Source organism: Campylobacter concisus (genome assembly GCF_050447485.1).
Lineage (GTDB): Bacteria > Campylobacterota > Campylobacteria > Campylobacterales > Campylobacteraceae > Campylobacter_A > Campylobacter_A concisus_BQ.
Window position 1 is genome coordinate 1,427,666 of record NZ_JALMFY010000001.1, and the last position, 22,808, is coordinate 1,450,473.

The window sequence follows — 22,808 nt, forward strand, 5'->3', positions numbered from 1 at the left end:
GGTTGCAGCCGAGGCTCTACTGCTAAATTTGAGCGCAAATTTTAAAATTCTAGGGGCTAAATTTAGTTATTTTGGGTTTAAATTTAAAAATTTAGATGTTGTGATTTCAAATAATTGTAGTGCCTGTAGTAAATTTATTGAGTAAAGGCGGCTTTTGTAGGTCGTATAATAGTAGAAGCCTATCGATTTAATAGTAAAGTTGGTTATATTTGATATGCCTCAATTTAACTGCAAACCCAAATAAGATAGAAATTTATGGCTAAATTTGTTTGCTATGGCTTAAATTTTTGAAGCTACGATACTTAAAAAAGAGACCAAATTTGCAACGAAAGCGCTAAATTTGAGCTACCAGAAAAGATGCTTTTTTATAGTTTATGTTCTAGCGATGTTCTAATGGCTCGTGATAATTGGGGATAGCTGCGGTTGATAAGCGCTTACTAAATTTGACCATAAATAGAAATTTGCGCCTAAATTTAAACATTTTTGGAGTCAAATTCTACTAGTAAATTTGTATCTTGAGCTAAATTTAAAGATTAAAAACAGAGTTAATTATAAATTTGGGCTGTTAGAAAAATGGTTGCCTTTAGCTGGTGGCAGTGTTTTAAGGGCTAGCGATAATGGAGTTGGTTGATTGCTCTGCTCTAATTAAATTTAACGAAAAAACTTAGCAGCATGAAAATTTACGATGAAATTTAGTCGTATCGGACTTAAATCTAAAATTTTACTAGCAAATTTTTAGCCAAATTTACACTTGCTTCGAAATTTACTCAGCAATCAGCTTGATCTAAAAGCGCCTTTAGATAGTAGTTTGCCTTTTTAAAGATATAGAAATTTGTTTGCTTTGTATCTTTTAACTAGGCGATAAAGCGTGCCTAAATTTACGAAAATGTAAATTTAGTAGCGATCGTTTTGGTTTCATAGATAAATTCTAGCGCCAGTTGTTATTTCTGATAAGTGATATTTAGCGCCTTAGGGCAGGTTGATTAGACTAACTATGGATCAAATTTAAGCCACAAGATGATTTTGATTAAAAACAGCAAATGATCAAATTTAGCCCCCAAACGAGGGCTAAATTTATATAAATTCTACAAAGATTGCAAAATTTTTGGTTTAGAAAATGCAGTGATCGGCTTGATCTCGCCTTTATATTTTTCCAAATTTGCAAGGATCGTGTGTCCGCAGTTGCTTTGAGCGATGCTAGATGTGCCTTTGTCGCGAGTTAGGACATTGACGCAGCCATGCTTGCAAAGGCTCTTCTCGCCTAGCACTTCAGGGTCGTACCACGCACCCTCGCAGATAGCTATAACATGCTCTGGGATGATGTCGGTGACTAGTGCGCCAACCAAAATTTCGCCCCTGTCGTTAAATACTCTCACCACGTCGCCAGTTGCTATGCCTTTTGCTTTTGCGTCATTTACGTTTATTAGCATTGGCTCGCGCGCGCATACTTCAGCGTAGTTTCTGATCACGGAGTTATTTAGCTGTGAGTGGAGGCGGTATCTTGAGTGTGGGGTTGTGACGCTAAATGGATACTTTTTGGCTTTTTCGCTGCCAAGCCACTCAAACGGCTCGATCCAAGCAGCGTACGGCGCAAAGTCTTTGTAGCCAAATTTAGCGATAGTTGGAGAGTAGAGCTCTATCTTGCCAGATGGCGTGCCTAGGCGGTTTTTGTGAGGATTTTCTCTAAAAGCACTAAGTCTTGTGTAGTATCTGCTCGCTTCGTCATCTTGCTCAAATCTAACATATCCCTCTTTCCAAAACTCGTCAAAGCTTGGCATCTTGACATTTATGCCCTTAGCTTGCTCAGCTGCGTCTGCGTAAAATTCTTTCGCCCAGCCAAGCTCATCTTTGCCCTCTGTAAAGACCTCTTCTCTGCCCCAGCGTTTGCAGATTTGTGAGCAGATCCAGTAATCGCTCCTGCTCTCGCCCATAGGCTCTACGACAGGCTTGTAAGCCACGATGTACTCGTTTGTAGGCACGCTTTGGTTGATGTCATTTCTCTCGACTTCAAGAGCTACTGGCAAGACGATGTCGCTTAGTTTTGCTGTGCTTGTCCAAAATGGCTCAGCTGTTATTACGGTGTCAAATTTACGCCACGCTTTTACGGCGTTATTTACGTCTTGATGTCTTGTAAACATCGATCCAGACGCCATGTAAGCCACTCTCATGTGTGGTAGCTTGATCTTTGAGCCGTCATAGTCTATCTCTTTGCCAGGGTTTTGCAAAGCCTCGATCGATCTTGAAGATGGGATGGTGACGTTTTTAAATTTCTTCCAAGGAGCGCCATCTACGTTGTCGTATTTCTCGCTTATGCTAGTGCTGATGCCTTTTAGTGACGGAGCTATCTTGTCTGTAGCGCCATTTGAGTAGTAGAGGTTAAACTCGAAGCCAAGACCCTCTTTGCCTATCTGACCTAGCATCGCACTAAGTGTTACGATGCCCCAAAAGCCCATCTCGCCGTGATCTTGTCTTTGAAGTGACCTGCCTGCGATGATGACGCTTGGCTCTTTTGCAAGTGCTGTTGCAAATTTAGCGATATCCTCAGCTTTTACGCCACAAATTTTACTAGCCCAGTTGATATCTTTTACCACCTTGTCGGTTGTGCCAAGTAGATAGTCTTTAAATTTATTAAAGCCAACTGTGTATTTTTTGATAAATTCTTCGTCATAAAGCTTGTTTTCATATAGATAGTGGCACATGCCAAGCATCATTGCTACGTCGGTATTTGGACGAACGACGATAGCTTCAGAGTCAAGGTATCTTGTGGTGTCGTTTTTAAAGACACAAACGCTATAAGTTTTTATGCCTGCCTCTTTTATCTTTTTGATGCCAAGATAGCCATCATGTGTTGGTGGTTGCCATGAAATTTGACCAGTTACAAGCGGGTCAGTACCCCAAAATACAACGTTTTTAGCATTTTTAGCGATGGCCTCCCACTTTGTCGGAGCGTCATAAACGGCGCTGTTGCCTAGGACGTGCGGCATGATGACAAGGCCAGCTCCAGTTGAGTAGTCGCCACTCTCTTCGACGTATCCGCCAAGCACTTTTAGCATCCTGTGACCAACGGTTCTGCCCCAGCTGATCTTACCGGTGCCGCCCCACCAGTAGCACTCGCCGTAGATGCTCTCAGGGCCATATTTGTCGAAATTTTCTTTTAAGGCTTTTGCTGCTAGATCAAGCGCTGTCTCCCAGCTAACACGCACAAATTCCTCTTTGCCACGAAGCTCGCTCTTTGCTGCACCCTTTGCCTTTAGGTAGCTCTTTCTTACGTATGGATAGAGCACGCGGCTTTCATTTTGGATGAGGTCTGGTAAGCTGTTGTTCATAGTATTTGGGAATTTATCGCCCTCAAATGGATCGACGGAGACGATTTGGTTTGAGTTGGTATTTGCCCAAAATAGACCAAATCTATTTGCGCCAAAGGTTTTGTTTTGGTCAAAAATGGTCTTTGTCACGCCCTCTATCTTGTTTGCCTGCGCTGCTGTGGCAGCAAGTGCAGAAAATTTTATAAAATCTCGTCTTTTCATATTTTCTCCCTTATGAAAATTTATTTTACTTTTTTGGCATTGTGTTGTAGGTATTTAAGCACTAAATTTAGGTCAGTTTCATCTAGTGCGACAAATTTCGCATCGACCATACCAGATAAATTTGCTGGCCACTGAGCGGCTGTAAAACTGTTTGGTTCGTGCAGTCTGTGACATGCTGAGCAGGTCTCTTCGTAAATTTTCTTTGCCTTTGCGTAAAGCTCTTTTTGGTTGCCACCAAGCGCGTCATTTGGCACTTCATAAATGCCATTAGCTTGATACCAAACCTCGCCGTAGTCATCTTCAAGATCTTTTACTTTTTTGAAATTTGCCTCGCTCTCGTTATCAAAAGCTACAAAGACTTCAGGATCTTCTACGCTTCTTTGAAGCTGGGCTAAGTAGTTTGCCGACACTACACCACTAACCTTGATCTTGCTTGTTTTATCGCCTTTTTCGACGACTTCAACTGGCGTTAAAACCTCGATCTTACCGATCATCTTGCCATCAAGTGTAATGTTTGCGTCTTTTGCGATCACATCAGCACCAAAGGCAAGACTACATGCTAGCACTGGGGCTAAAAATAGCATTTTCATTTGACAATCCTTAAAAAAAGAAATTAAATGAATTTTATAACCAGCACGCTTAAAATTATATTGCTATATTTTGAGAAAAGTGAGTATTTTAGGGGATTTGAAAGGGATAAAGTAAATTTAAAGTTATAAAAATAGGGCGATTGCTCGCCCAAATTTACTTTAAGGATTATTTCTTCATCTGGATAGCAGTTTGTATCATCTCATCACTTGTCGTGATGCTTTTTGCGCTCGCTTCGTAGGCCTTTTGCGTGACGATCACCTCGCTTAGTGCTTGACCAAGATCGACGTTACTCATCTCAAGTTTATTTGCCAAAATTTGCGCCCCATAAACGGTTTCGCCAGCCTTGTTTTTGTAAAAAAATGGCTCGCCAGAGTTGGCTGTTGCTTCATAGAGATTGTCACCAACCTTTGCCACGCCTTGGTCATTTATAAAGTGGTAAAGCGCCACTTTTGCCACGGGGAATGCTCGAGTGTTGTCGAAATTTGCCATGATGTTGCCACGGTCATCGACGCTATACTTTGATAAAAGCCCCTCAGCGTATCCATCTCTTTTTATGTTGAAGTCTTTTCTGGCGTTTGCTGAGCTTGTCATGCCGTTATAAACGTCCGCATCGCCGTCGCCTTCGAAGTTTAAATTTACGCCGCCAACGCTTGTTAGTGTATTTGCGATAAGCCTGCCGCTGCCATTAAATGTAAGCGAGCCCATTGCGGTATTTTGCACGGCTCCGCTAGCATCAGTTATCGTTGCCACCGCGTCCCAGATAGTCTGGTCGCCAGTTTGTGGGATCTGCTTGGTTAAATTTATAGTGACCAAACTTTTTGTGCCGTCTGCGTTGTAGATATCAGAGGTTAGTTTCTCTTTGTTTGGCACTTCAACGAGTGAGGTGACTTCAGCATTTACCTCTAAATTTGCAAAATCCATAAATTTAAGGCTCTTGTCGTTTATCTGCCAAGTACCATCACCCTCAAGCGTTGTTGAAAACTCGCTAAATTTACCATCACCATCTTTTACTTTTACGACCACGCTGTCGCCAGCTTTTGCGCCAAGTGATGTGGTGCTTAGCGGGATCTGTCCGTTTAGCGAGATCGTTTTGTTGGTATTATCAAGCGTGTAGGCGTATTGGCTAGCCTCAAGCGCTGTCGTTTTTTTATCTGTTATGCGGCTTGAGTTTAGGTTGCCTTTTAGGCTGATGTTTGTAGTAGCCTCAGCTGGCATAAATAAAAAATGAGGCAGTGTTATGCCCTTTTGCGAGCCAGGATCGCCCAGACTTAGCTCCTCTTGCGAGACCGTGTAAGCTTGTGGGGCGCTTGAGGTTTGACCATATTTTTTAAGGGCGCTCGCGCTTGGCGTGGTCGGAGTAAAATTTGCAAGCGTGCCAAGGAGTAAATTTCCCCTAGTATCTACTAAATTTCCAGCCGCGTCTATGTCAAAAGTACCTGTTCTTGTGTAGTAGTTTTTGCCTGTTTTATCGACAACGCCAAAGAAGCCATCTCCGCCTATGGCAAGGTCAAAGTTGTTATCAGTGCTTTGAAAGCTACCATTTGACATGTCAAGCGCAGTCGTTTGCTTAGTAGCTCCAAGTCCTACTTGATCGCTAGTTGGGCCACTGCCAGCTGAGACTAGGTTTTGGTTTATTAAATTTTTAAACTCAGGGATTGAAGCTTTGAAACCGACATTGTTTATGTTTGAGATGTTGTTTGACCAAACATCCATGCCAAAGCTTTGCGTCTTGATGCCGCTAACCCCGTTGTAAAAACCTCTCATCATGGCTTTTAGCCCTCGTAATATTCAGATACTTTATCCATTGAAACGTATTCGCCAGCTACCTTCATCATAGCCTTGCCATCTACAAATTTCACCGCCTCGACTGGGTAGTTGCCTACTTGTGTTTTATACTCTTTGCCATCTTTGCCAGTGTAAGTCGCTGAAATGGTATATGAGCCATTTGGCACTTGGTTGCCAGATGCGTCTTTGCCGTCCCAAGCTAGGTTATGAACGCCTGCATTTGTCTCATTTAGATCAGTTGTTCTTACGACTTGACCATTTGCGTTTTTGACCTCTATTTTGCCATTTGCAAGATCTGTCTTAAAGTAAAGCGCAAATTTTGCATCTTTTTTCTCATCTGTTAGTGTGACTGCATTTGAGCCAGTTGAGACCATTTTGCCAAGGGCTGAAATAGCGTAGGCATTTGCGTTTGACTTTAGCTGACTTACTAGCTCTTTCATCGCTTTGTTTGTGTTTTCTTGCATCTCGACTGACGCTAGTTGGCTAGTTTGAGTGAGCATCTTTTCAGTATCCATAGGGCTTGTTGGGTCTTGGTACTGAAGCTCTGTCAAAAGTAGCTTCATAAATGCATCTTTGTCAAGCTGTCCATTTGGATTAGTTCCTGTGCTAGCTGCAGCGTCTTGTCTTGCTTTTGCCTTTTTCTCGGCATTTTTTTGTTGCGTTGTTTGTGTAGTTATATCTGAAACTGAAGCCATAATCTCTCCTAAATATATCTTGGTATTACTAGCTCAAGCAAGCTTTGTTCCGCTTGAGCGTTTTCGCTCTCGTCGCTTTGATTTGAGCTATATTTGTTCTTTGTTTGTTCTCTTTTTTCTTGTCTTTGGTTTTGGTCTGAGAAATTCATCTCAAGCTCGGTAAATCCCATATTTACAAGGCTGTTTTTAAACTCAGCTTGGTTTTGTAAAAAGAGGTTCATCGTAGCTGTTGTCGAGCTAAAATTTACATGCAAATTATTGCCGCGATTTACCATCGTGATCTCGACCTCGCCTAAATTTAGCGGGTTAAGCGTGATGTTAAAGCGAGTGATCGGCGCTTTGTAGTTTTGCACCTGCTCTTTTAGCGTAGAAGAGAAGTTACTAAGCGTCTCTTTTATCTCCGCCTTTGTCTGAAGCTGGTGTTTAGCGCTATTTGCGATATCTTTTACCATTTGATTTAGCTCTGATTTATTATCACTGCTAAAGGTCTCCTCGCTTGGCTCAGTCTCGCTCATCTGCTCTCTTTCTGGAAAGAGTAGCGACTCAAGAGTTGGGACTTTTTGTGCCTTTTGCTCGTGTAAATTTACCTTTGCTTTTGGCTCTTTTGGCTGCTCCTCTGGCTCAACATCCACTAGCTCATCATCAAGCCTTACTTCACTATCATCTAGTTTTTTAGGCTCTTCTTTGACTAAATTTTTGACTTCATTTGTTGGATTTGCCACCACCTCTTTTAGCAAAGTATCAAGCTTTACGACCTCTTTTGGCTCGTTTTTGATGATAGTTTGCTCGACCTCGTTTTTTAGCTCTTTTAGGTAAAAAGGCTTGTCCTCAGTCTTTATCGGCGTGAAAAATTCCTGCTTGCCCAAATTTTTAAACATATCGTTTAGTTTTGGCACATCTTCATTTGAAATTTCTATATTTTCAAGGCCAAGGTCAAATTTCTTAGCAAGGTCGATAAGATCGCTAACGCTTTTAACGTTGCTAAGCTCTTCGACGTTTTGGGGCACACTTAAGAAATTTGCTATTTTGTCGCTGAAATTTGGAAATTTACTTACTTTTTCATTGCCATTTAGAATTTCTAAAACTTGCAAAAGCTGCATGAAATTTGCATTTTCATAGAGCTCATTTTTTGTATCTTCGTCCAAATTTTCTTCAAGTGCTGCTGAAATTTTTGCCACGCTTTCGTTTTGCGCCTTTTCTATCGTCTCTTTTTGGATATCAACAGTTTTTACTATCTCTTTGACATCCTTTTCGGTGATCTTTTGACCGCTATTTGCCTTGCTCGCAGCCGCATCCAAAACCATCGACAAAAACTCGCCGTTGTTTTGAGACTTCTTCGCAGCCGCAGGCTTTTTAGTAGCCGCAGGAGCTAGCAAATCTACGTTGTTTTTCGCTGTGTAAGCTTGCATTTAATCCCTTTAAATTTAAAAACTTAACGCTTACATGCAAAATCTATTCCAAAAATTAATTTCTTGATATCAGCTTAAAATTTATAAAAATTTGGATATAATCTGCCCCTATTTTAAAACTGATAAGCGAAAAATATCAAACTAATAAACGGAGAAAAATTTGGAAAAGATACGAAATATAGCCGTCATCGCGCACGTCGACCACGGTAAGACAACAATGGTTGATGAGCTTTTGAAGCAGTCAGGAACATTTAACGAGCATCAAAACCTTGGCGAGCGTGTAATGGATAGCAACGACATCGAAAGAGAGCGTGGCATCACGATCCTTTCTAAAAACACCGCCATTCGCTACAAAGATACAAAGATCAACATTATCGACACCCCAGGCCACGCCGACTTTGGTGGCGAGGTAGAGCGTGTTCTTAAGATGGTTGATGGCGTTTTACTACTTGTCGATGCGCAAGAAGGCGTTATGCCACAAACTAAATTTGTCGTCAAAAAGGCGCTCTCACTTGGACTTCGCCCAATCGTCGTCGTAAATAAGATAGACAAACCTGCAGGCGATCCAGACCGCGTTATAAATGAAATTTTTGACCTTTTTGTCGCGCTTGATGCAAACGACGAGCAGTTAGAATTTCCAGTAGTTTATGCAGCTGCAAAAAATGGCTACGCAAAGCTAAAACTAAGCGATGAAAACAAAGATATGCAGCCACTTTTCGAGACTATCCTAGCTCACGTACCAGCCCCAAGCGGCAGCGACGAGAACCCGCTTCAGCTTCAAGTTTTCACGCTTGATTATGACAACTATGTCGGCAAGATCGGCATCGCGAGGATTTTTAACGGCAAGATAGCTAAAAACCAAAACGTCATGCTTGCAAAGGCTGATGGCACAAAGACAACTGGTAGAATTTCAAAACTCATCGGCTTTATGGGACTTGACAGGATCGATATAAATGAGGCTGGCACTGGCGACATCGTAGCGATCGCTGGCTTTGACGCGCTTGACGTTGGCGACAGCGTCGTTGATCCAAACAACCCACATCCACTTGATCCTCTTCACATCGAAGAGCCAACCCTTAGCGTTGTATTTTCTGTAAATGACGGCCCACTAGCAGGCACTGAGGGCAAACACGTCACATCAAACAAGATCGATGAGCGCCTTGCAAATGAGATGAAGACAAATATCGCGATGAAGTATGAAAACATCGGCGAGGGCAAATTTAAAGTAAGCGGCCGTGGCGAGCTTCAGATCACTATCTTGGCTGAAAATATGCGCCGCGAGGGCTATGAGTTTTTACTTGGCAGACCTGAGGTCATCGTAAAAGAGATAAACGGCGTAAAATGCGAGCCATACGAGCTTTTAGTGATCGACGCGCCTGATGATACGACAGGCACAGTCATCGAAAAACTAGGCAAAAGAAAGGCTGAAATGGTCTCTATGAACCCAACAGGCGACGGCCAAACAAGGATCGAATTTGAGATCCCAGCGCGCGGCCTTATCGGCTTTAGAAGCCAGTTTTTGACTGATACAAAAGGCGAGGGCGTTATGAACCACAGCTTTTTGGAGTTTAGACCACTAAGCGGCACCGTCGAGCACAGAACAAATGGCGCGCTAGTTTCTATGGAAAACGGCGTAACGCTTGCTTATTCGCTATTTAACTTGCAAGATCGTGGCGTGTTATTTCTTGATCCGCAAGCAAAAGTCTATGTGGGCATGATCATCGGCGAGCACAGCCGTCCAAACGACCTTGATGTAAATCCTATCAAGGGCAAAAACCTAACAAACGTGCGTGCAAGCGGCAGTGACGATGCGATCAAGCTTGTGCCACCTAGAAAGCTAAGCCTTGAGCGCGCGCTAGAGTGGATAGAAGATGACGAGCTAGTCGAGGTTACACCTATAAATATCCGCGTTCGCAAGCGCTATCTAGACCCAACAGAGCGCAAAAGAAAAGCAAAACTATAATCCAAATTTGCTAGCAAAATCCCTTTGGTGCCAGCCAAAGGGGCTAGCAAGTGAAATTTAATCCCAAAAGCAAATTTAATAATCTAGTTTGTAAATTTATCTGCTCGTGCCAAATAGTGCTGGCTAAATTTAGTCAAATTTGGGTTTTAACTGCCCTAAATTTATAAAGGCTACTTTTTGTTTTTTGAGTTCTGGCGCTTCAAATTTGTAAATTTATGCTTGATAAGTAAATTTATATGATCTGATACCGTCACGAGAAATTTATAGAGTAGTTTGCGTTTTACAAAGACTATTTTGCCCGTGAAAACGCAACTAGTTGTGGTTAGTGAATTTGCTTATTTGAATTTGCAAAAGGGTTAAATTTAGGTTTTGAGAGCTGTTAAATTTGCTTATTTGACTATCTCTGCATCCAAATTTTAGTAGTGGCTTAAATTTTAAATTTGTGGCTTGACTGAATTTACTTGCGTGGTTGTAGTGGCGTTGCGATGAATAGCTACTTTATCCGCACAAACAGACTAAATTTAATGAAATTTAGTCCTTTCTCGCTCTAAATTTGTAAATTTATGCGAGTTGATAGGATTTGAGCGATATAAATTTTGATTTTAGTGGGCAACTTTATATATTGGTGCAAATTTATATCAGCCAGTGCTTGGCTAAAGCATCTGGCAGACTTTAAATTTTAAAATATAGTCTGAAGCGAGGTCTATAGCAAGTGAAAGGCTAAATTTGGTTTGACTATTTGTAAATTTATCTAATTAGTAGATTAAATTTAGACCTTGTCTAAAAAACTATCTTTTAAAATCACTCTTGTTAGTGATGAAATTTAGCAAATTTATCACCTCAAACCACAATAAAAGCTACCTAAATTTATAAAAAGTGCAGGGAGTAAATTTAACTAGCGGATCTTTTTTAGTCTGCTCTTTGAAATTTTATAAATTTTTGATGGCGTATCTTCAAAAAATAGTTCATCAACAACTTCATCAGCCACGCTTCTAGCCCAAACTTCGTCAAATTTCATACCATTTTTGTTCGCGCTGCTTGAGTAAAGCCAGTCAAATTTGCTTAAAAATTTCTCATGTTTGCACTCTTTTACGACCCTGATCGCCTTTAAATTTGGATATAAAAATGTCGTCTTTCTTGAGCGGCGGATGAAATTTTTATACTTTTTTGGCGCTCTAGCAAGCTCATGTAAAACGCTAAATTTAGCCGTCGTGATGAGGCAAGGTTTGCCCTCGCTTCGCATTTTGACGTGATTTATCTCCTTGTAGTCCTTGCTTAAAAAGCCAGCCGTCGTGTCAGTTTGCGCTAGATATATCATCTCTCTTCTTTGAAAGTAAAAATATGCACGATATGATGAGAACAAAGCCTAAAAAGTCCCAAAAGACAAATTTTGTCCCAAGCCAAAAGTAGCCAAAAAATGCCGCGCTTAGTGGCTCTATGCAGGCTATCATGCTGGCTTTTGAGGCGCCTATGAGCTTAACACCAGTCATATAAAAGCTAAATGCAAATATCGTGCCAAGCGTGATAACGGCGAGAAATGCCAGCCACTGCGCCGTGCCACTAAGCCCCGCAAACTCCCACACTCTCATATAAAGGCAAAGCACCACGCCACCTATCACCATGCCCCAGCCAAGCGTGAGCGTGACTGAGTATTTGGCATTTAGCCTTGCGGGAGCTAGGTTATAAACGCAGACGCAAACAGCACTTACCAAGCACCAAAATAGCGCTTCTGGCGAGATGACAAGGGCTGAAATTTGCGCATGAGTAGCCAAGAAAAAGACGCCAAGCATCGCGCAAAGTAGGGCTAAAATTTCAAGCGGTCTTGGTGCTCGCCTCTCTTTTAGGCAGATGATGGCTAGGATGAGAACTGGAGCGGTGTATTGGATAACTGTCGCAACTGCGGCGTTTGAGAGCTCGATAGAGTAAAAGTAAGCATACTGCGTCATCATTAGCCCAAGCAGGGCGTATATAAAAAGCTCAGCCATCAGTTTTACGTCAGTAACTGGCGCAAAAACGGCCTTTTTAGCCTTAAAAGCGTAGTAGAGCACGATAAGAGCACCAGCTAGCAAGAGCCTATAAGGCACTAGAAAATCAGCGCTAATGCCTTGCAAGAAGAGATACTGCCCGCAAACTCCGCTAAATCCCCAAAGAACGCCACCAACTAGCGTAAGAAGCACTCCAAGTTGATGGCTGGACATAAAATTTATCTATCTTTATGTAGCTGGGCGTCTTTGCCGTAGTGAGGCGAATAAGGCCCATAAAGTATGCAGTCGTGGCAGTTTCTAGAAAAGAGATAGGCATCGGCTCTTACTGCTAGATCGTATGATCTATCTGAGATGGTGTTTGCTACCTGCGTGATGACGGCTGAGACTAGCATGCCAAGTAGGCTGTTTTGCCCGCTGCCACTATCCTCTGCGGCTTCTGCCTCGCCCTGCCAGAGCGTCGCACCGCTTTTTATATCGACTAGCTTTGCTTCAAGCACTACCTTTGTAGAACTTGAGACCACGACGTAGCTCGTGCCGTAGTCTTTGATGTTTATGTAAAGCACGCTATCGGCGTGGAAAATTTTATCAAGCTTATTTAGTGGCACGGCTGCGATCTCGCTTGGCTCGGTTATGCCATTTTGCTTAAATGTATCATTTACAAGAGCCACTGGAAATACATAGTATCCAGCCTCGCTAAGTGGGGCTACTGAGTTAGCTAGAACCGCTGCCGAGCCGCTTACCTCGGTGCTATCGTTTGTTGGCATGAGCACTAGGATGGAGCGTGGCTTTTTTTGTAAAAAGGCTGAGTAGTCGTATGGCTCAGGCTCTTTAAAAGAACAACCCGCAAAAAATATCGCAAGAAGCGTCACAGCTATAAATTTCAGGCTATTTTTCATCTTTCGCTCCCTCTTTTTTGCTCTGCTTTTTTGGGGTTAAATTTTTAGAGCCCTTGATGAAATTTATAAATTCTTTTGACTCTGGGAAATTTTGCACCTCTTTGTCAAAATTTGCATTTGCAGCGCCTAAATTTCCATTATTTAAGTATAAAAGTCCAAGGTGTGCATAAAGCCCTGGCGCAACCTTGTAGCCCCTTTGGGTTGAGTTTTGCACTAAATTTTCTAAGCGTGAAATTTGCTCAGTTGCGTCGCCATCTTCGCTTAGATAGCTATATAGCGAGCTACTATATGTGCCATCCCAGTAGTAAAGCGACCTTGGGCCACTTGCGTTGCTGCACCCTGCTAGCACGAGCGCAAGAGCGCCAAGGCTGGCAAGCCCTATTTTACTTGCCATGCTCCGCTTTCTATGCCATTTACTAGGTTATTTACCGCTTCAACTATCGCTAGGCTTAGCACCTTGCCATTTAGCGTAGAGTCGTATCCTGCGGTACCGCCAAAGCCGATGATCTCTCTATTTGAAAGGGTGTATTCGCCAGCGCCGCTAACTGAATAGACGACCTCAGCCGTTTTGGTATCGACAACGTTTAAATTTACCTTTGAGTAGGCGGTTTGTTGCTTACCTTTGCCAAGTATGCCAAATAGCTGGTGATCGCCTGTTGTCTTGCGTCCAAACTCAGTCACATCGCCAGTTATGACGTATCTTGAGCCTTTTAAATTTTGAGCCTCTTTGCTTAGCTCGCTCTCTTGTTTAAGGACTGACATATTTGATCTCTCAAGCACCAAAAATCTACCGCTTTGCTGTAAATTTGTAATTAGGATGCTTTGAGCTTGGTTGCCAAGTCTATCCTCGTTATCACTAAAAACGCCATTACCGTAGTTTGATTGATTATTAAAGCGACCAATAGAAACTGAGACCTTTTTGCCGTTATAAACTGAGCCGTAGCTTGCTACTTTTGGAGTTTCAACCACTCTTGAGCTCTCGCTTGCACACCCTGCAAAAAGCGATGCGATCACTAGAGCTGCACTAAATTTTAAAACATTTTTCATCTTTATCCTTTGTGACAAAATCGTGTGTATATTACTACTTTTTTTTAAATGGCTCGAAATTTCATCCACGTGCCATTTGCGTATCTGCGCACAAAGAGCACCGCCTTTACCGCCCAGTCGGCAAACATCGCAAACCAAGTGCCTATCATGCCAAGATCAAAGGTGAGTGCAAAGATATAAGCTAGCACGATCCTGCAGGCAAACATGCAGGCTAAATTTACTATCATCGGGTATTTTGCGTCCCCAGCAGCACGAAAAACGGTCGGATAGGTGTAGGCAAGCGGCCAGATGAGGCACATAGCGATGCCGTGATACCAGACGATCTGCCTTGTTAAATTTATGGCCTCGCTAGAGAGATTATAAATGCGAAGTAGCGGCTCAAGAAGCAGTAACACGACAGCCGTGCTAAAAAGCTGTACGATGTAGATGCTTAGCATTGATTTTCTTACGTAAAATTTAGCCTGATTAAAGTCATTTGCGCCGATGCATCTAGCCACTACTACGCTTAGGCCTGTGCCTATCGCCATGCCAGGGAGCACCTGAAACATCACGATAGTCCCGCCCACGGCATTTGCAGCGATGCTTGCCGTGCCAAAGAGCGAAACAAGGCTCAAAACGATGATGCGACCCACGTAAAACATCGAATTTTCAAAGCCATAAGGCACGCCGATATTTAAAATTTTCTTGATGATCTCGTAGTCAAATTTATAGAAAAGGCTCTTTCTTATGTGAAGTTTTAGCTTTATATCAAGTAGCAGATAGACTATGACAAAGCAAGCGATCGCTCTAGCTATGAGCGTGCTAATGGCGATGCCAAGCACCCCTGTGTGAAATGTGTAGATGCTAATGGCAGTTAGCAGCACATTTAGTAAATTTGCAGCCGCCATGATATACATAGGTAGCTTTGCGTTTGACATCGTGCGAAAGATCGCCGCAGCTGCTGCATAGAGGGCTAGAAAGGGCGCTGAAATGGCTGAGAAAACTAGGTAGTGGCTAGCATCGCTCCTCACTTGCTCGCCGATATCGCCAAAGACTTTATCTAAGATGATATCTTTTAAAACTATGATGGCAAGGGCTATAAAGATGGCGAAAATCAGGCTAAACCAAACTAGCTGATCGGCGGTATTTCTGGCGTTGCCACTTTGTTTGCTACCTAGATACTGGCTAGCGACCACCGAGCCACCAGTGGCTATGGCGGTAAATATGCTAATAAATAGCGCCATGACAAACTCCACAAGGCTTACCGCGCTCACCGCACTTTCGCTAACGCTTGCTGCCATTAGCGAGTTTGCAAGGCCCAGGCTATACTCTAAAAACTGCTCTACGGCGATAGGGAAAAAGAGCCTTGCAAGGTCGGCATTTGAGAAAAATCTCTGCTCGGTTGTCAAATTTTTCAAATTTCATCCCCTTTGTAAAGTGTGGGTAAATTATAAATTTTAAAAGGTGAAAGGGCTATAAATTTTGGGTCTTATTTATTGACAAATTTGTCTTAAAGTGAGTAAAATCACGCCAGTTCTAAGTTTTAGAAAGACCTTTTTTGGATACAAAATGCACTCAATCGGTATTGATATAGGCTCAACATCTGCAAAAGTCGCGATCATAGAGGCAAGTAGCGGCGAGATAAAGGAGCTCTTTTTACTCCCAACTGGCTGGAGCAGCGCAGATACGGCTATGCTTATAAAAGAGCGAATTTTAGGCTTAAACCTTGGCGAGCTATATTTTACTGCGACAGGTTACGGCAGAGTTTCGGTGCCATACGCTGATAAAACTTTTACAGAGATCACCTGTCACGCGCTTGGGGCGCACTACTTTTGCAAAAGCAACTGCACAGTTATAGACGTGGGCGGACAAGATACGAAGGCTATCAAGCTTGAAAATGGCTCGGTGATGGACTTTACGATGAATGATAAATGTTCAGCTGGTACTGGTAAATTTTTAGAAGTGATGTCAAACCGCCTTGGAGTTAGGTTTGATGAGCTGACACGTCTTGCTAAAAATAGCGATAAAGATATATCCATAAGCTCGATGTGCACGGTCTTTGCGGAGTCTGAGATCATAAGCCTTATCGCTCAAAACGTCTCACGAGAAAATATCGCAAAAGCGGTGATCATCTCAGCTATAAATAAAATTTCAAATTTGGTCAAAAAACAGGCAAATACGAGCTATTTTCTAAGCGGTGGCTTTAGTAAGAGCGAGTATGTGAGAGAAAATTTAGAAGCGTGCTTGCAAGCTAGAGTCACCACGCACAAAGATGCGATCTACTGCGGTGCGATCGGCGCTGGCCTTGCAGGGATAAGAAATTTAAGGAGAGAATATGGCAATAAATGAGAACATGAATTTAAGCGAAATTTTCGCTACCTATGACAGCGCTAAGAAAAATTTAGCCCAAAACGTCGAAGCGGTCAAAAATAGTGGCCAAAAGATCGCAGCGATATTTTGCACCTACACGCCAAGAGAGCTCATCCACGCAGCAAATGCCCACAGCGTGAGCGTCTGCGCTACTGGCGATAACGCCGTGGTCGAGGGTGAAAAGTACCTGCCTAAAAACCTCTGCCCGCTCATAAAGGCAAGCTATGGCTTTGCCAAGGCAAACAAGTGCCCATTTGTGCGAAATTCTGATATTGTCATCGGCGAAACGACGTGCGACGGCAAGAAGAAGATGTATGAGCTAATGGGCGAATTTAAAGATGTGCACGTCATGCATTTGCCACATTTCAAGAGCCAAAAGAGCCTGGAGCTTTGGCAAGATGAGGTTAGGGAGCTAAAGGAGCGGCTGGAGGCTAAATTTGATGTAAAAGTGAGCGATGAGGAGCTTAGAAACTCTATCAGGCTATTTAACAAAGAGCGCGAGCTGATGGGCGAAATTCAAAATTTCATGAAGCTAACGCCACCACCGATGAATGGCAAAGAGCTGCACGCACTGCTATATGGAAATGGCTTTATATTTGATAAAAAGGAGCAGATAAGCGACCTTGAGATCATCGTAAATAAGCTAAAAGAGTGCGTGAGGGACAAAATTTCACCCGTGCATAAGGACGCCAAACGCATCATCATCACAGGCTGTCCAAGTGGCGGGGTTTATGACAAGATCGTACCAGCCATAGAAGAGGCAGGCGGCGTCGTGGTGGCTTACGAAAACTGCACTGGAACTAAAAACTTTAGCAACCTTGTCGATGAAAATGACGATCCAATTAGCGCCATCGCCAAGCGCTACATGGCGATACCTTGCTCGATCATGTCGCCAAATAAAGATAGAGAAAATGTGCTACAAGAGATGATAAAAGAGTATAAGGCGGACGGCGTGATCGACGTTGTGCTGCAAGCCTGTCACACCTACAACGTAGAAACTACCAATATAAAAAGGGCGTGCAATGACGTAGATACGCCTTATATGGCGCTCGAGACGGACTTTTCTACAAGCGATGCTGGGCAGATCAAGACAAGGCTCGAGGCATTTATAGAGATGCTTTAGTCTAAATTTAAAAGAGCAGGGGGCTAAATTTAGCTTTAAATTTAAAATAGCTGACTTTAAATGCAGTGAAATTTACTAAATTTACAAGTCAGCTAAAGCGAATAAAATTTATTATTTGGCTTGCTTAATAGAGCAAAAGCCACCATGCAGAAGCATCTTTATAGATATATCTCATGTGTTGATAATCATAAAGAACTGAATTCCACTTTTCATCTTATCGTTATATTCTTTAGTCTTTTCTCTATAGCCGTCAAACAAACTCCATGTAGGAGTACTACTTGCAGCAAGCGCACCAACTAGAACAGGAGCTAAAATTTGCTTTTTTATCTTGATGAAAAAGTTTAAATTTAATGTCTGAGTGCTAGCTAAAAGGTGCAGAGTATGTCAAGCAGTCTGCCAAGCTTTTGCATATCATTTAAGAAAAGCTGGTTTGATTTTTGTGTAAATTCTTTGGCTTCTTCTAGGATTTTGGGCTCTAAGATGCTATAAGCAAACTCCTTTTTTAGTATCTTTGCACCCTTTTTATAGACAAATTTTGCATCAATTAAACTTGCAAAAAAGCTATCATCTCTTAAGTAGTAGTTGGTGGCCGCATTTACAAAAACTGGCTTTTGAGCCAAGAACTCGCCACAAACGCCGTTTGGTGATCTAAATTTAACACTCTCAACCACATCAGGCCTTATCTCATAAAACCTTATCTCGCTAGCTTTTTTAAGAGCTAAAACGTCACTAGCTTTGTTTAAATTTATAGAGGCGCTATCTGCTTCAATGACGTTTATAACGCCTTTTACTAGAGAGTAGGCACTTGTAGTTTTATTTTGATCAAGAAAATTTACCATGCCAAAAAATGGCACACTGGCATTTTTATCAGCCAAATTTGGCATGCTTTTTATGAGTAGCTGCTGCTTTTTGCCATTTAGCTCAAAGTAGCTCACTATGATAGAAATTTCATCCTTTTTGCTAGGCGTCTTTTGCGAGCAGCCAGCAAAAAAGAGTATTGCTAGCAGCAAAACTACTAAATTTCTCATTTTATGAAGTAATCGCCATCAAAGCTAACAAGCGAGTATTTTCTCTCGTTGCCGATGCTCTCTTTAAGCTCATCGATGCTTAAAAACTCTAGGCTATCGGCTCCGATGTACTCTCTGACCTCTTCGACGCTTTTTTTGGCGCTTATTAGCTCCTCAAAGCTTGGTGTGTCGATGCCGTATCGCTCAGGATACTTTAGCTCAGGGCACGCAACTCTGAAGTGAATTTCTTTCGCCCCTGCGTGTCTTAAGAGATCGACCACCTTTTTAGAAGTGGTGCCACGAACGATGCTATCATCGATCACGACGATACTTTTACCAGCTAGCACGCTTGACATTGGGTTGAGCTTTAGTTTGACCTTTAAATTTCTCATCTCCTGGCTTGGCTCGATAAAAGTCCTGCCCACATAGTGGTTTCTGGTGATGGCAAGCTCAAATGGAATTTTGCTCTCATTTGCATATCCAAGCGCTGCTGGCACGCCACTATCTGGCACAGGCACGACAAAGTCAGCCTTTACCTTGCTCTTTCTAGCTAGCACCTCGCCCATCTTTTTTCTCACTTCATAGACGCTTTTGCCCTCTATCACGCTATCTGGGCGCGCAAAATAGATGTACTCAAAGGCGCAAATTCTAGGATCTGGCTCGAAAATTTGCAAGCTTTGAAACTCGCTCTTGCCATGCTCAAAAACTATCATCTCGCCAGGTCTAACATCTCTCATAAATGTCGCTCCCACAAGGTCAAATGCGCAAGTCTCGCTAGCTACGATATATCCGCCATCTTTTAGCCTACCAAGGCTTAGCGGCCTAACACCCCAGCGGTCTCTTATGGCAAAGGTCTTGTGGCGTGACTGCACGAGCAAGCAGTAAGCGCCTTTTATCTTATCAAGTGCTGCGATGATGCGATCTTGCAGGTGTTCGTCGTGGTTTCTTGCGATGAGGTGGATGATGTTTTCGGTGTCCATATTTGTCTGAAATATCGCGCCATCTTTGATAAGCTCGTCTCTAACCTCATCTTTATTGACCAAATTTCCGTTATGGACGATTGAGATTTGACCTAGGGCGTAGTTGGCGGCTATTGGCTGGGCGTCACGGCCTGAGTTTTTGCCAGCTGTTGCGTAGCGGTTGTGACCGATCGCCATGTCGCCTTTTAGTGAGCTTAAGATCTCTTCGTTAAAGACCTCAGTGACTAGGCCGTTGCCCTTGTGAGTGGAGATCTCGCCGTCGTTACAGACGCTTATGCCACTTGCCTCTTGACCGCGGTGTTGCATAGAAAATAGCGCATAATACGCCGTTTTCGCCGCATCCTTAGAATTTATGATACCAACTATCGCACACATCTTTTATCCTCTTTTCATCTTTTTAAATTTCATCTTTGCAGTTAAATTTCATAGCCAACGCCTAAGCAGCATTTTGAAAGTGGCTTGTTGCCCAAAGTGCTGGCACATTTGCCGTTATTTGCACCATTTATAACAATCCACATACGCTAAAACTAAATTTTATCATCTCAAACCAAATTCATTAGCTCTTAAATTTTGACGCTTTTTATACTCTGGCAGGTAGAATTTATCGCCAAATTCTAACTCGTATCTCTTTATATCATCAAGCTTAAATTTAATCATCAAGCCCCAAACTATCATCTATTGAGTATAGGCCGCTGCTTTGATCTTTTAGCCAGATGGCAGCCTTAATGGCACCTTTTGAAAAGGTCGCTCTGCTAGTTGCCGTGTGGTTAAGCTCGATAAATTCGCCGTCATTATAAAAACCAACCGTGTGACGACCGACTACGTCGCCTCCACGAAGTGCCATAACTGCGATCTCGTCTTTACTTCTTGCGCCCACCATGCCAGCTCTGCCTGTTACTAAAACATCTTTTAAATTTAGATCCCTTGCCTCTGCCACGCAGCCTGCTAAAGTCATCGCAGTGCCGCTTGGAGCGTCCTTTTTGTGTCTGTGGTGTTGCTCGACGATCTCGATATCAAATTCTCTTAAAACTTTTGAAGCTATCCTTGCTATGCGGTTTAACACTGCTACGCCTAGACTCATGTTTGTTGCATAAAGTATTGGCATAGTGCCTGATGCTAGCTGAAGCAAGTTTTTCTCGTCGTCACTTAGTCCAGTCGTGCCGATGACTAGTGGTTTTGGGTTGGTCCTAGCGTAGTTTAGCAGTGCTACGGTCGCCTCTTTTTGGCTAAAGTCGATGATGACATCGCACGCTTCAAAAAATTTAGCAAGGTCGTTTGTTAAAAGCTCGCTACTTAAATTTTCAACCTCATTTTTTTGGCTAAACGCAACACTTAAAATGGCATTTTTCTCATCTTTTAAACAAGAGATGATGCTCTGAGCCATCTTACCGCTAGCGCCGTAAAGTCCTATTTTTACCAAAATTTATCCTTTGATTTTTGGTTGAAATTTAACATAAAATTTATTATAGAGAGATTACGAAATGGCTTTTGAAAAGGGCTACTTGTAGCTAGAATTTAATTAAAAATTATCATTTTGCTAATTATTAGACGCGCCTACTTTTGCCTATTTTGTGCAAAAAAGATGACTCGCTATGTTTAGAGTTATTTTATTAATACAATTTTTGAAAATAAATTTTGCTAAAAGCGGTTTATTTTAAAAGAGAAATTTAGCCAAAAATTTGGCTAAATTTGAGTATTAATGCAAGCTTTCTATGTAGCTCATAGCGCTAAGTGCAGCCACTGCGCCGTCACCTGCTGCTACGATGACTTGCTTTGGAGCGTCCTCTCTGATGTCGCCTGCTACAAATAGCCCTTTTAGGCTAGTTTGCATCTTAAGGTTAGTCTTTACCTGTCCGCCATCAGTCATTTCGCAAATAAATTTGCCGTTTTCGTCTTTTAAAATTTCGTTATTTACATTTAGTCCGACAAAAGTGAAAATGCCCGGCACATCAAGCACGCGTTCGCCATTTTTAGTATCAAGCACGATCTTTGTTAGGCCCATTTTATCGCCAAGCGCCTCTTTTACAGTCGCACTTGTTATAAACTCGATCTTCTCATTTTTTCTAGCTTTTTCAACGGTTGTTGGTGCCGCTCTAAACTCGTCACGTCTATGCACTAGATAAACTTTTGAGCAGATATTTGCTAGGTAAAGTGCCTCTTCAACAGCTGTGTCGCCACCGCCAAGGACTACTACCTCTTTGTTTTTGTAAAAGAAGCCATCGCATGTTGCGCATGTGCTAACGCCTTTGCCAAAGAACTCGTCCTCGCCTTTAAAGCCAGCACGTCTTGGGGTTGAGCCAGTCGCTACGATGACAGCCTTTGCCTGCTCGCTCTTGCCACCTTCAAGCAAAATTTCAAAGCTACCGTCGTTATTTTTTCTAACACCAACGACATTTGCCCACTTATGAACTAGTCCAAATGCGCTACACTGCTTCCACCAAGTGCTCATAAAGTCAAAGCCACTCTCGCCAGGGGCTTTTTGGCCTGGGTAGTTTTCTATCTCTGAGCTAGAGGTGATCTGACCGCCAGGCTCGCCTTTTTCAAACATTACAACATTTTTTAATCCGCCTCTAGTGGCGTAAAGTCCGGCGCTTAGTCCTGCTGGACCGCCTCCGATGATCGCTAAATCAAGCATAAATTTCCTTTATTCTAAAACATTTATGGACGAATTTTGTTTATAAATTTCGCCTCTTTGATGAACTATCTCAACACTGCTGGGTAGCTTTGTGATGCTTAAATTTCGCATCAGCTCCAAAACTGTATTTATATCCGAGCTTATGTATTTTAGTGTTGAGTTTGACTCATATCTTTTTTGAAAGATATCGATCGCCACAACTGTTTCATTTTTGGTTGGTAAAATTTCGTCTAATTTTGATTGATTTGAACTGAAGATTAAAAGCGTGTATTTTGGCTCTTTTGGAGTGAAAATTTCGCTTTTTTCGTAAAAAACCAGCTTCGCAAAATCAACAAATTTATATTGTGAAAAACGATAGTTGCTATACGCAAATGCAGCCGCTATCATAGCTGCACCAAAAAATGAACCAAATATATAGGTAAGAGGAAGCAGACTTCCTCTTCTTTTTTCGCTCATTAAAGAAGCGAATTTAGTTTGTCAGTTAGGGCTTGTTTTGACTGTGCACCGACCATTTGCTCAACTAGCTCGCCATTTTTGAAAAATAGCAATGTTGGGATCGATCTGATGCCAAACTCAACTGCAAGATCTTGCACTTCATCAGTATTTACCTTGCAAATTTTCGCTTTGCCCTCGAAGTCTTCAGCAAGCTCTTCAATCACTGGAGCTAGCATACGGCAAGGTCCGCACCATGGAGCCCAGAAATCTACTAGAGCAACGCCTTCTTTTGTTACATCAAAATTTTCTTTTGTGAGTTCGATGTATTTTCCCATTTGTTCTCCTTATTTTTAAGATGTGGCAATTATACAAAATCAAATT

19 protein-coding genes and 1 pseudogene are annotated in these 22,808 nt (G+C 42.3%); 3 read left to right on the forward strand and 17 right to left on the reverse strand.

Translation table 11 applies throughout. The annotated features are described in order from the left end of the window. Positions 1-1,085 precede the first annotated feature (1,085 nt). The 5 genes and pseudogenes from MTT29_RS07260 to MTT29_RS07280 all read right to left on the reverse strand — a co-directional run. Entirely contained in the window at positions 1,086-3,527 is a 2,442-nt protein-coding gene (locus MTT29_RS07260) for a molybdopterin-dependent oxidoreductase (protein ID WP_429800198.1), read from the reverse strand. 20 nt (positions 3,528-3,547) lie between these two features. After that, positions 3,548-4,117, reverse strand: a complete 570-nt coding sequence (locus MTT29_RS07265) for a hypothetical protein (protein ID WP_103581629.1) — start codon at positions 4,115-4,117, stop codon at positions 3,548-3,550. Positions 4,118-4,283: 166 nt separating this feature from the next. Then, positions 4,284-5,885, reverse strand: coding sequence for a flagellar hook-basal body complex protein (locus MTT29_RS07270; RefSeq protein ID WP_429800199.1), 1,602 nt, complete (start codon positions 5,883-5,885; stop codon positions 4,284-4,286). Between the two features lie 5 nt (positions 5,886-5,890). After that, entirely contained in the window at positions 5,891-6,598 is a 708-nt protein-coding gene (locus MTT29_RS07275) for a flagellar basal body rod modification protein (RefSeq protein ID WP_004317379.1), read from the reverse strand. An 8-nt stretch (positions 6,599-6,606) separates the two neighbouring features. After that, a pseudogene (locus MTT29_RS07280) lies at positions 6,607-6,918 on the reverse strand (flagellar hook-length control protein FliK); the annotation flags it as partial. A 1,249-nt stretch (positions 6,919-8,167) separates the two neighbouring features. Between MTT29_RS07280 and typA the strand changes: the two are divergent. Then, the gene (typA, locus tag MTT29_RS07285) at positions 8,168-9,970 is read left to right on the forward strand and encodes a translational GTPase TypA (RefSeq protein WP_004317297.1); all 1,803 of its coding nucleotides are present in this window, start codon (positions 8,168-8,170) and stop codon (positions 9,968-9,970) included. A gap of 895 nt (positions 9,971-10,865) precedes the next feature. Here the strand turns inward: typA and MTT29_RS07290 are convergent. The 6 genes from MTT29_RS07290 to MTT29_RS07315 are packed head-to-tail and all read right to left on the reverse strand — an operon-like array spanning position 10,866 to position 15,295. Continuing rightward, on the reverse strand, positions 10,866-11,288 hold the full coding sequence (locus tag MTT29_RS07290) for a Sua5 YciO YrdC YwlC family protein (RefSeq protein WP_103636940.1): 423 nt from the start codon (positions 11,286-11,288) through the stop codon (positions 10,866-10,868). Further along, complete coding sequence (locus MTT29_RS07295) at positions 11,266-12,168, reverse strand: DMT family transporter (protein WP_012001041.1); 903 nt, start codon at positions 12,166-12,168, stop codon at positions 11,266-11,268. Before MTT29_RS07295 ends, MTT29_RS07290 begins: the two co-directional genes overlap by 23 nt. A gap of 5 nt (positions 12,169-12,173) precedes the next feature. Next, positions 12,174-12,851, reverse strand: a complete 678-nt coding sequence (locus tag MTT29_RS07300; RefSeq protein ID WP_012001042.1) for a DUF799 domain-containing protein — start codon at positions 12,849-12,851, stop codon at positions 12,174-12,176. Next, positions 12,841-13,245, reverse strand: coding sequence for a DUF4810 domain-containing protein (locus MTT29_RS07305; protein ID WP_429800200.1), 405 nt, complete (start codon positions 13,243-13,245; stop codon positions 12,841-12,843). The genes MTT29_RS07300 and MTT29_RS07305 overlap by 11 nt, the downstream gene beginning before the upstream one ends. Beyond that, positions 13,230-13,898, reverse strand: a complete 669-nt coding sequence (locus MTT29_RS07310) for a CsgG/HfaB family protein (RefSeq protein ID WP_103574801.1) — start codon at positions 13,896-13,898, stop codon at positions 13,230-13,232. Before MTT29_RS07310 ends, MTT29_RS07305 begins: the two co-directional genes overlap by 16 nt. Positions 13,899-13,942: 44 nt before the next feature. After that, the gene (locus tag MTT29_RS07315; protein WP_429800201.1) at positions 13,943-15,295 is read right to left on the reverse strand and encodes an MATE family efflux transporter; all 1,353 of its coding nucleotides are present in this window, start codon (positions 15,293-15,295) and stop codon (positions 13,943-13,945) included. Between the two features lie 151 nt (positions 15,296-15,446). Between MTT29_RS07315 and MTT29_RS07320 the strand changes: the two genes are divergently transcribed. Further along, complete coding sequence (locus MTT29_RS07320) at positions 15,447-16,226, forward strand: acyl-CoA dehydratase activase (protein WP_429800202.1); 780 nt, start codon at positions 15,447-15,449, stop codon at positions 16,224-16,226. Beyond that, positions 16,213-17,370, forward strand: coding sequence for a double-cubane-cluster-containing anaerobic reductase (locus MTT29_RS07325; protein WP_429800203.1), 1,158 nt, complete (start codon positions 16,213-16,215; stop codon positions 17,368-17,370). The genes MTT29_RS07320 and MTT29_RS07325 overlap by 14 nt, the downstream gene beginning before the upstream one ends. 365 nt (positions 17,371-17,735) lie before the next feature. Here the strand turns inward: MTT29_RS07325 and MTT29_RS07330 are convergent, their stop codons facing one another. From MTT29_RS07330 to trxA, 6 genes are all read right to left on the reverse strand, one after another. After that, on the reverse strand, positions 17,736-18,398 hold the full coding sequence (locus tag MTT29_RS07330; RefSeq protein WP_429800204.1) for a hypothetical protein: 663 nt from the start codon (positions 18,396-18,398) through the stop codon (positions 17,736-17,738). Next, on the reverse strand, positions 18,395-19,732 hold the full coding sequence (gene purF, locus MTT29_RS07335; RefSeq protein ID WP_149708118.1) for an amidophosphoribosyltransferase: 1,338 nt from the start codon (positions 19,730-19,732) through the stop codon (positions 18,395-18,397). The genes MTT29_RS07330 and purF overlap by 4 nt, the downstream gene beginning before the upstream one ends. Positions 19,733-20,006: 274 nt before the next feature. Beyond that, the gene (gene dapB, locus MTT29_RS07340) at positions 20,007-20,777 is read right to left on the reverse strand and encodes a 4-hydroxy-tetrahydrodipicolinate reductase (protein WP_429800205.1); all 771 of its coding nucleotides are present in this window, start codon (positions 20,775-20,777) and stop codon (positions 20,007-20,009) included. 276 nt (positions 20,778-21,053) lie between these two features. Beyond that, positions 21,054-21,992, reverse strand: a complete 939-nt coding sequence (locus tag MTT29_RS07345) for an NAD(P)/FAD-dependent oxidoreductase (protein ID WP_429800206.1) — start codon at positions 21,990-21,992, stop codon at positions 21,054-21,056. A gap of 9 nt (positions 21,993-22,001) precedes the next feature. After that, on the reverse strand, positions 22,002-22,448 hold the full coding sequence (locus MTT29_RS07350) for a hypothetical protein (protein ID WP_004318021.1): 447 nt from the start codon (positions 22,446-22,448) through the stop codon (positions 22,002-22,004). Beyond that, positions 22,448-22,762 (reverse strand): thioredoxin, encoded by a 315-nt coding sequence (gene trxA / locus MTT29_RS07355; protein ID WP_021092602.1) that lies wholly within the window; start codon positions 22,760-22,762, stop codon positions 22,448-22,450. Before trxA ends, MTT29_RS07350 begins: the two co-directional genes overlap by 1 nt. Positions 22,763-22,808: the final 46 nt, after the last annotated feature.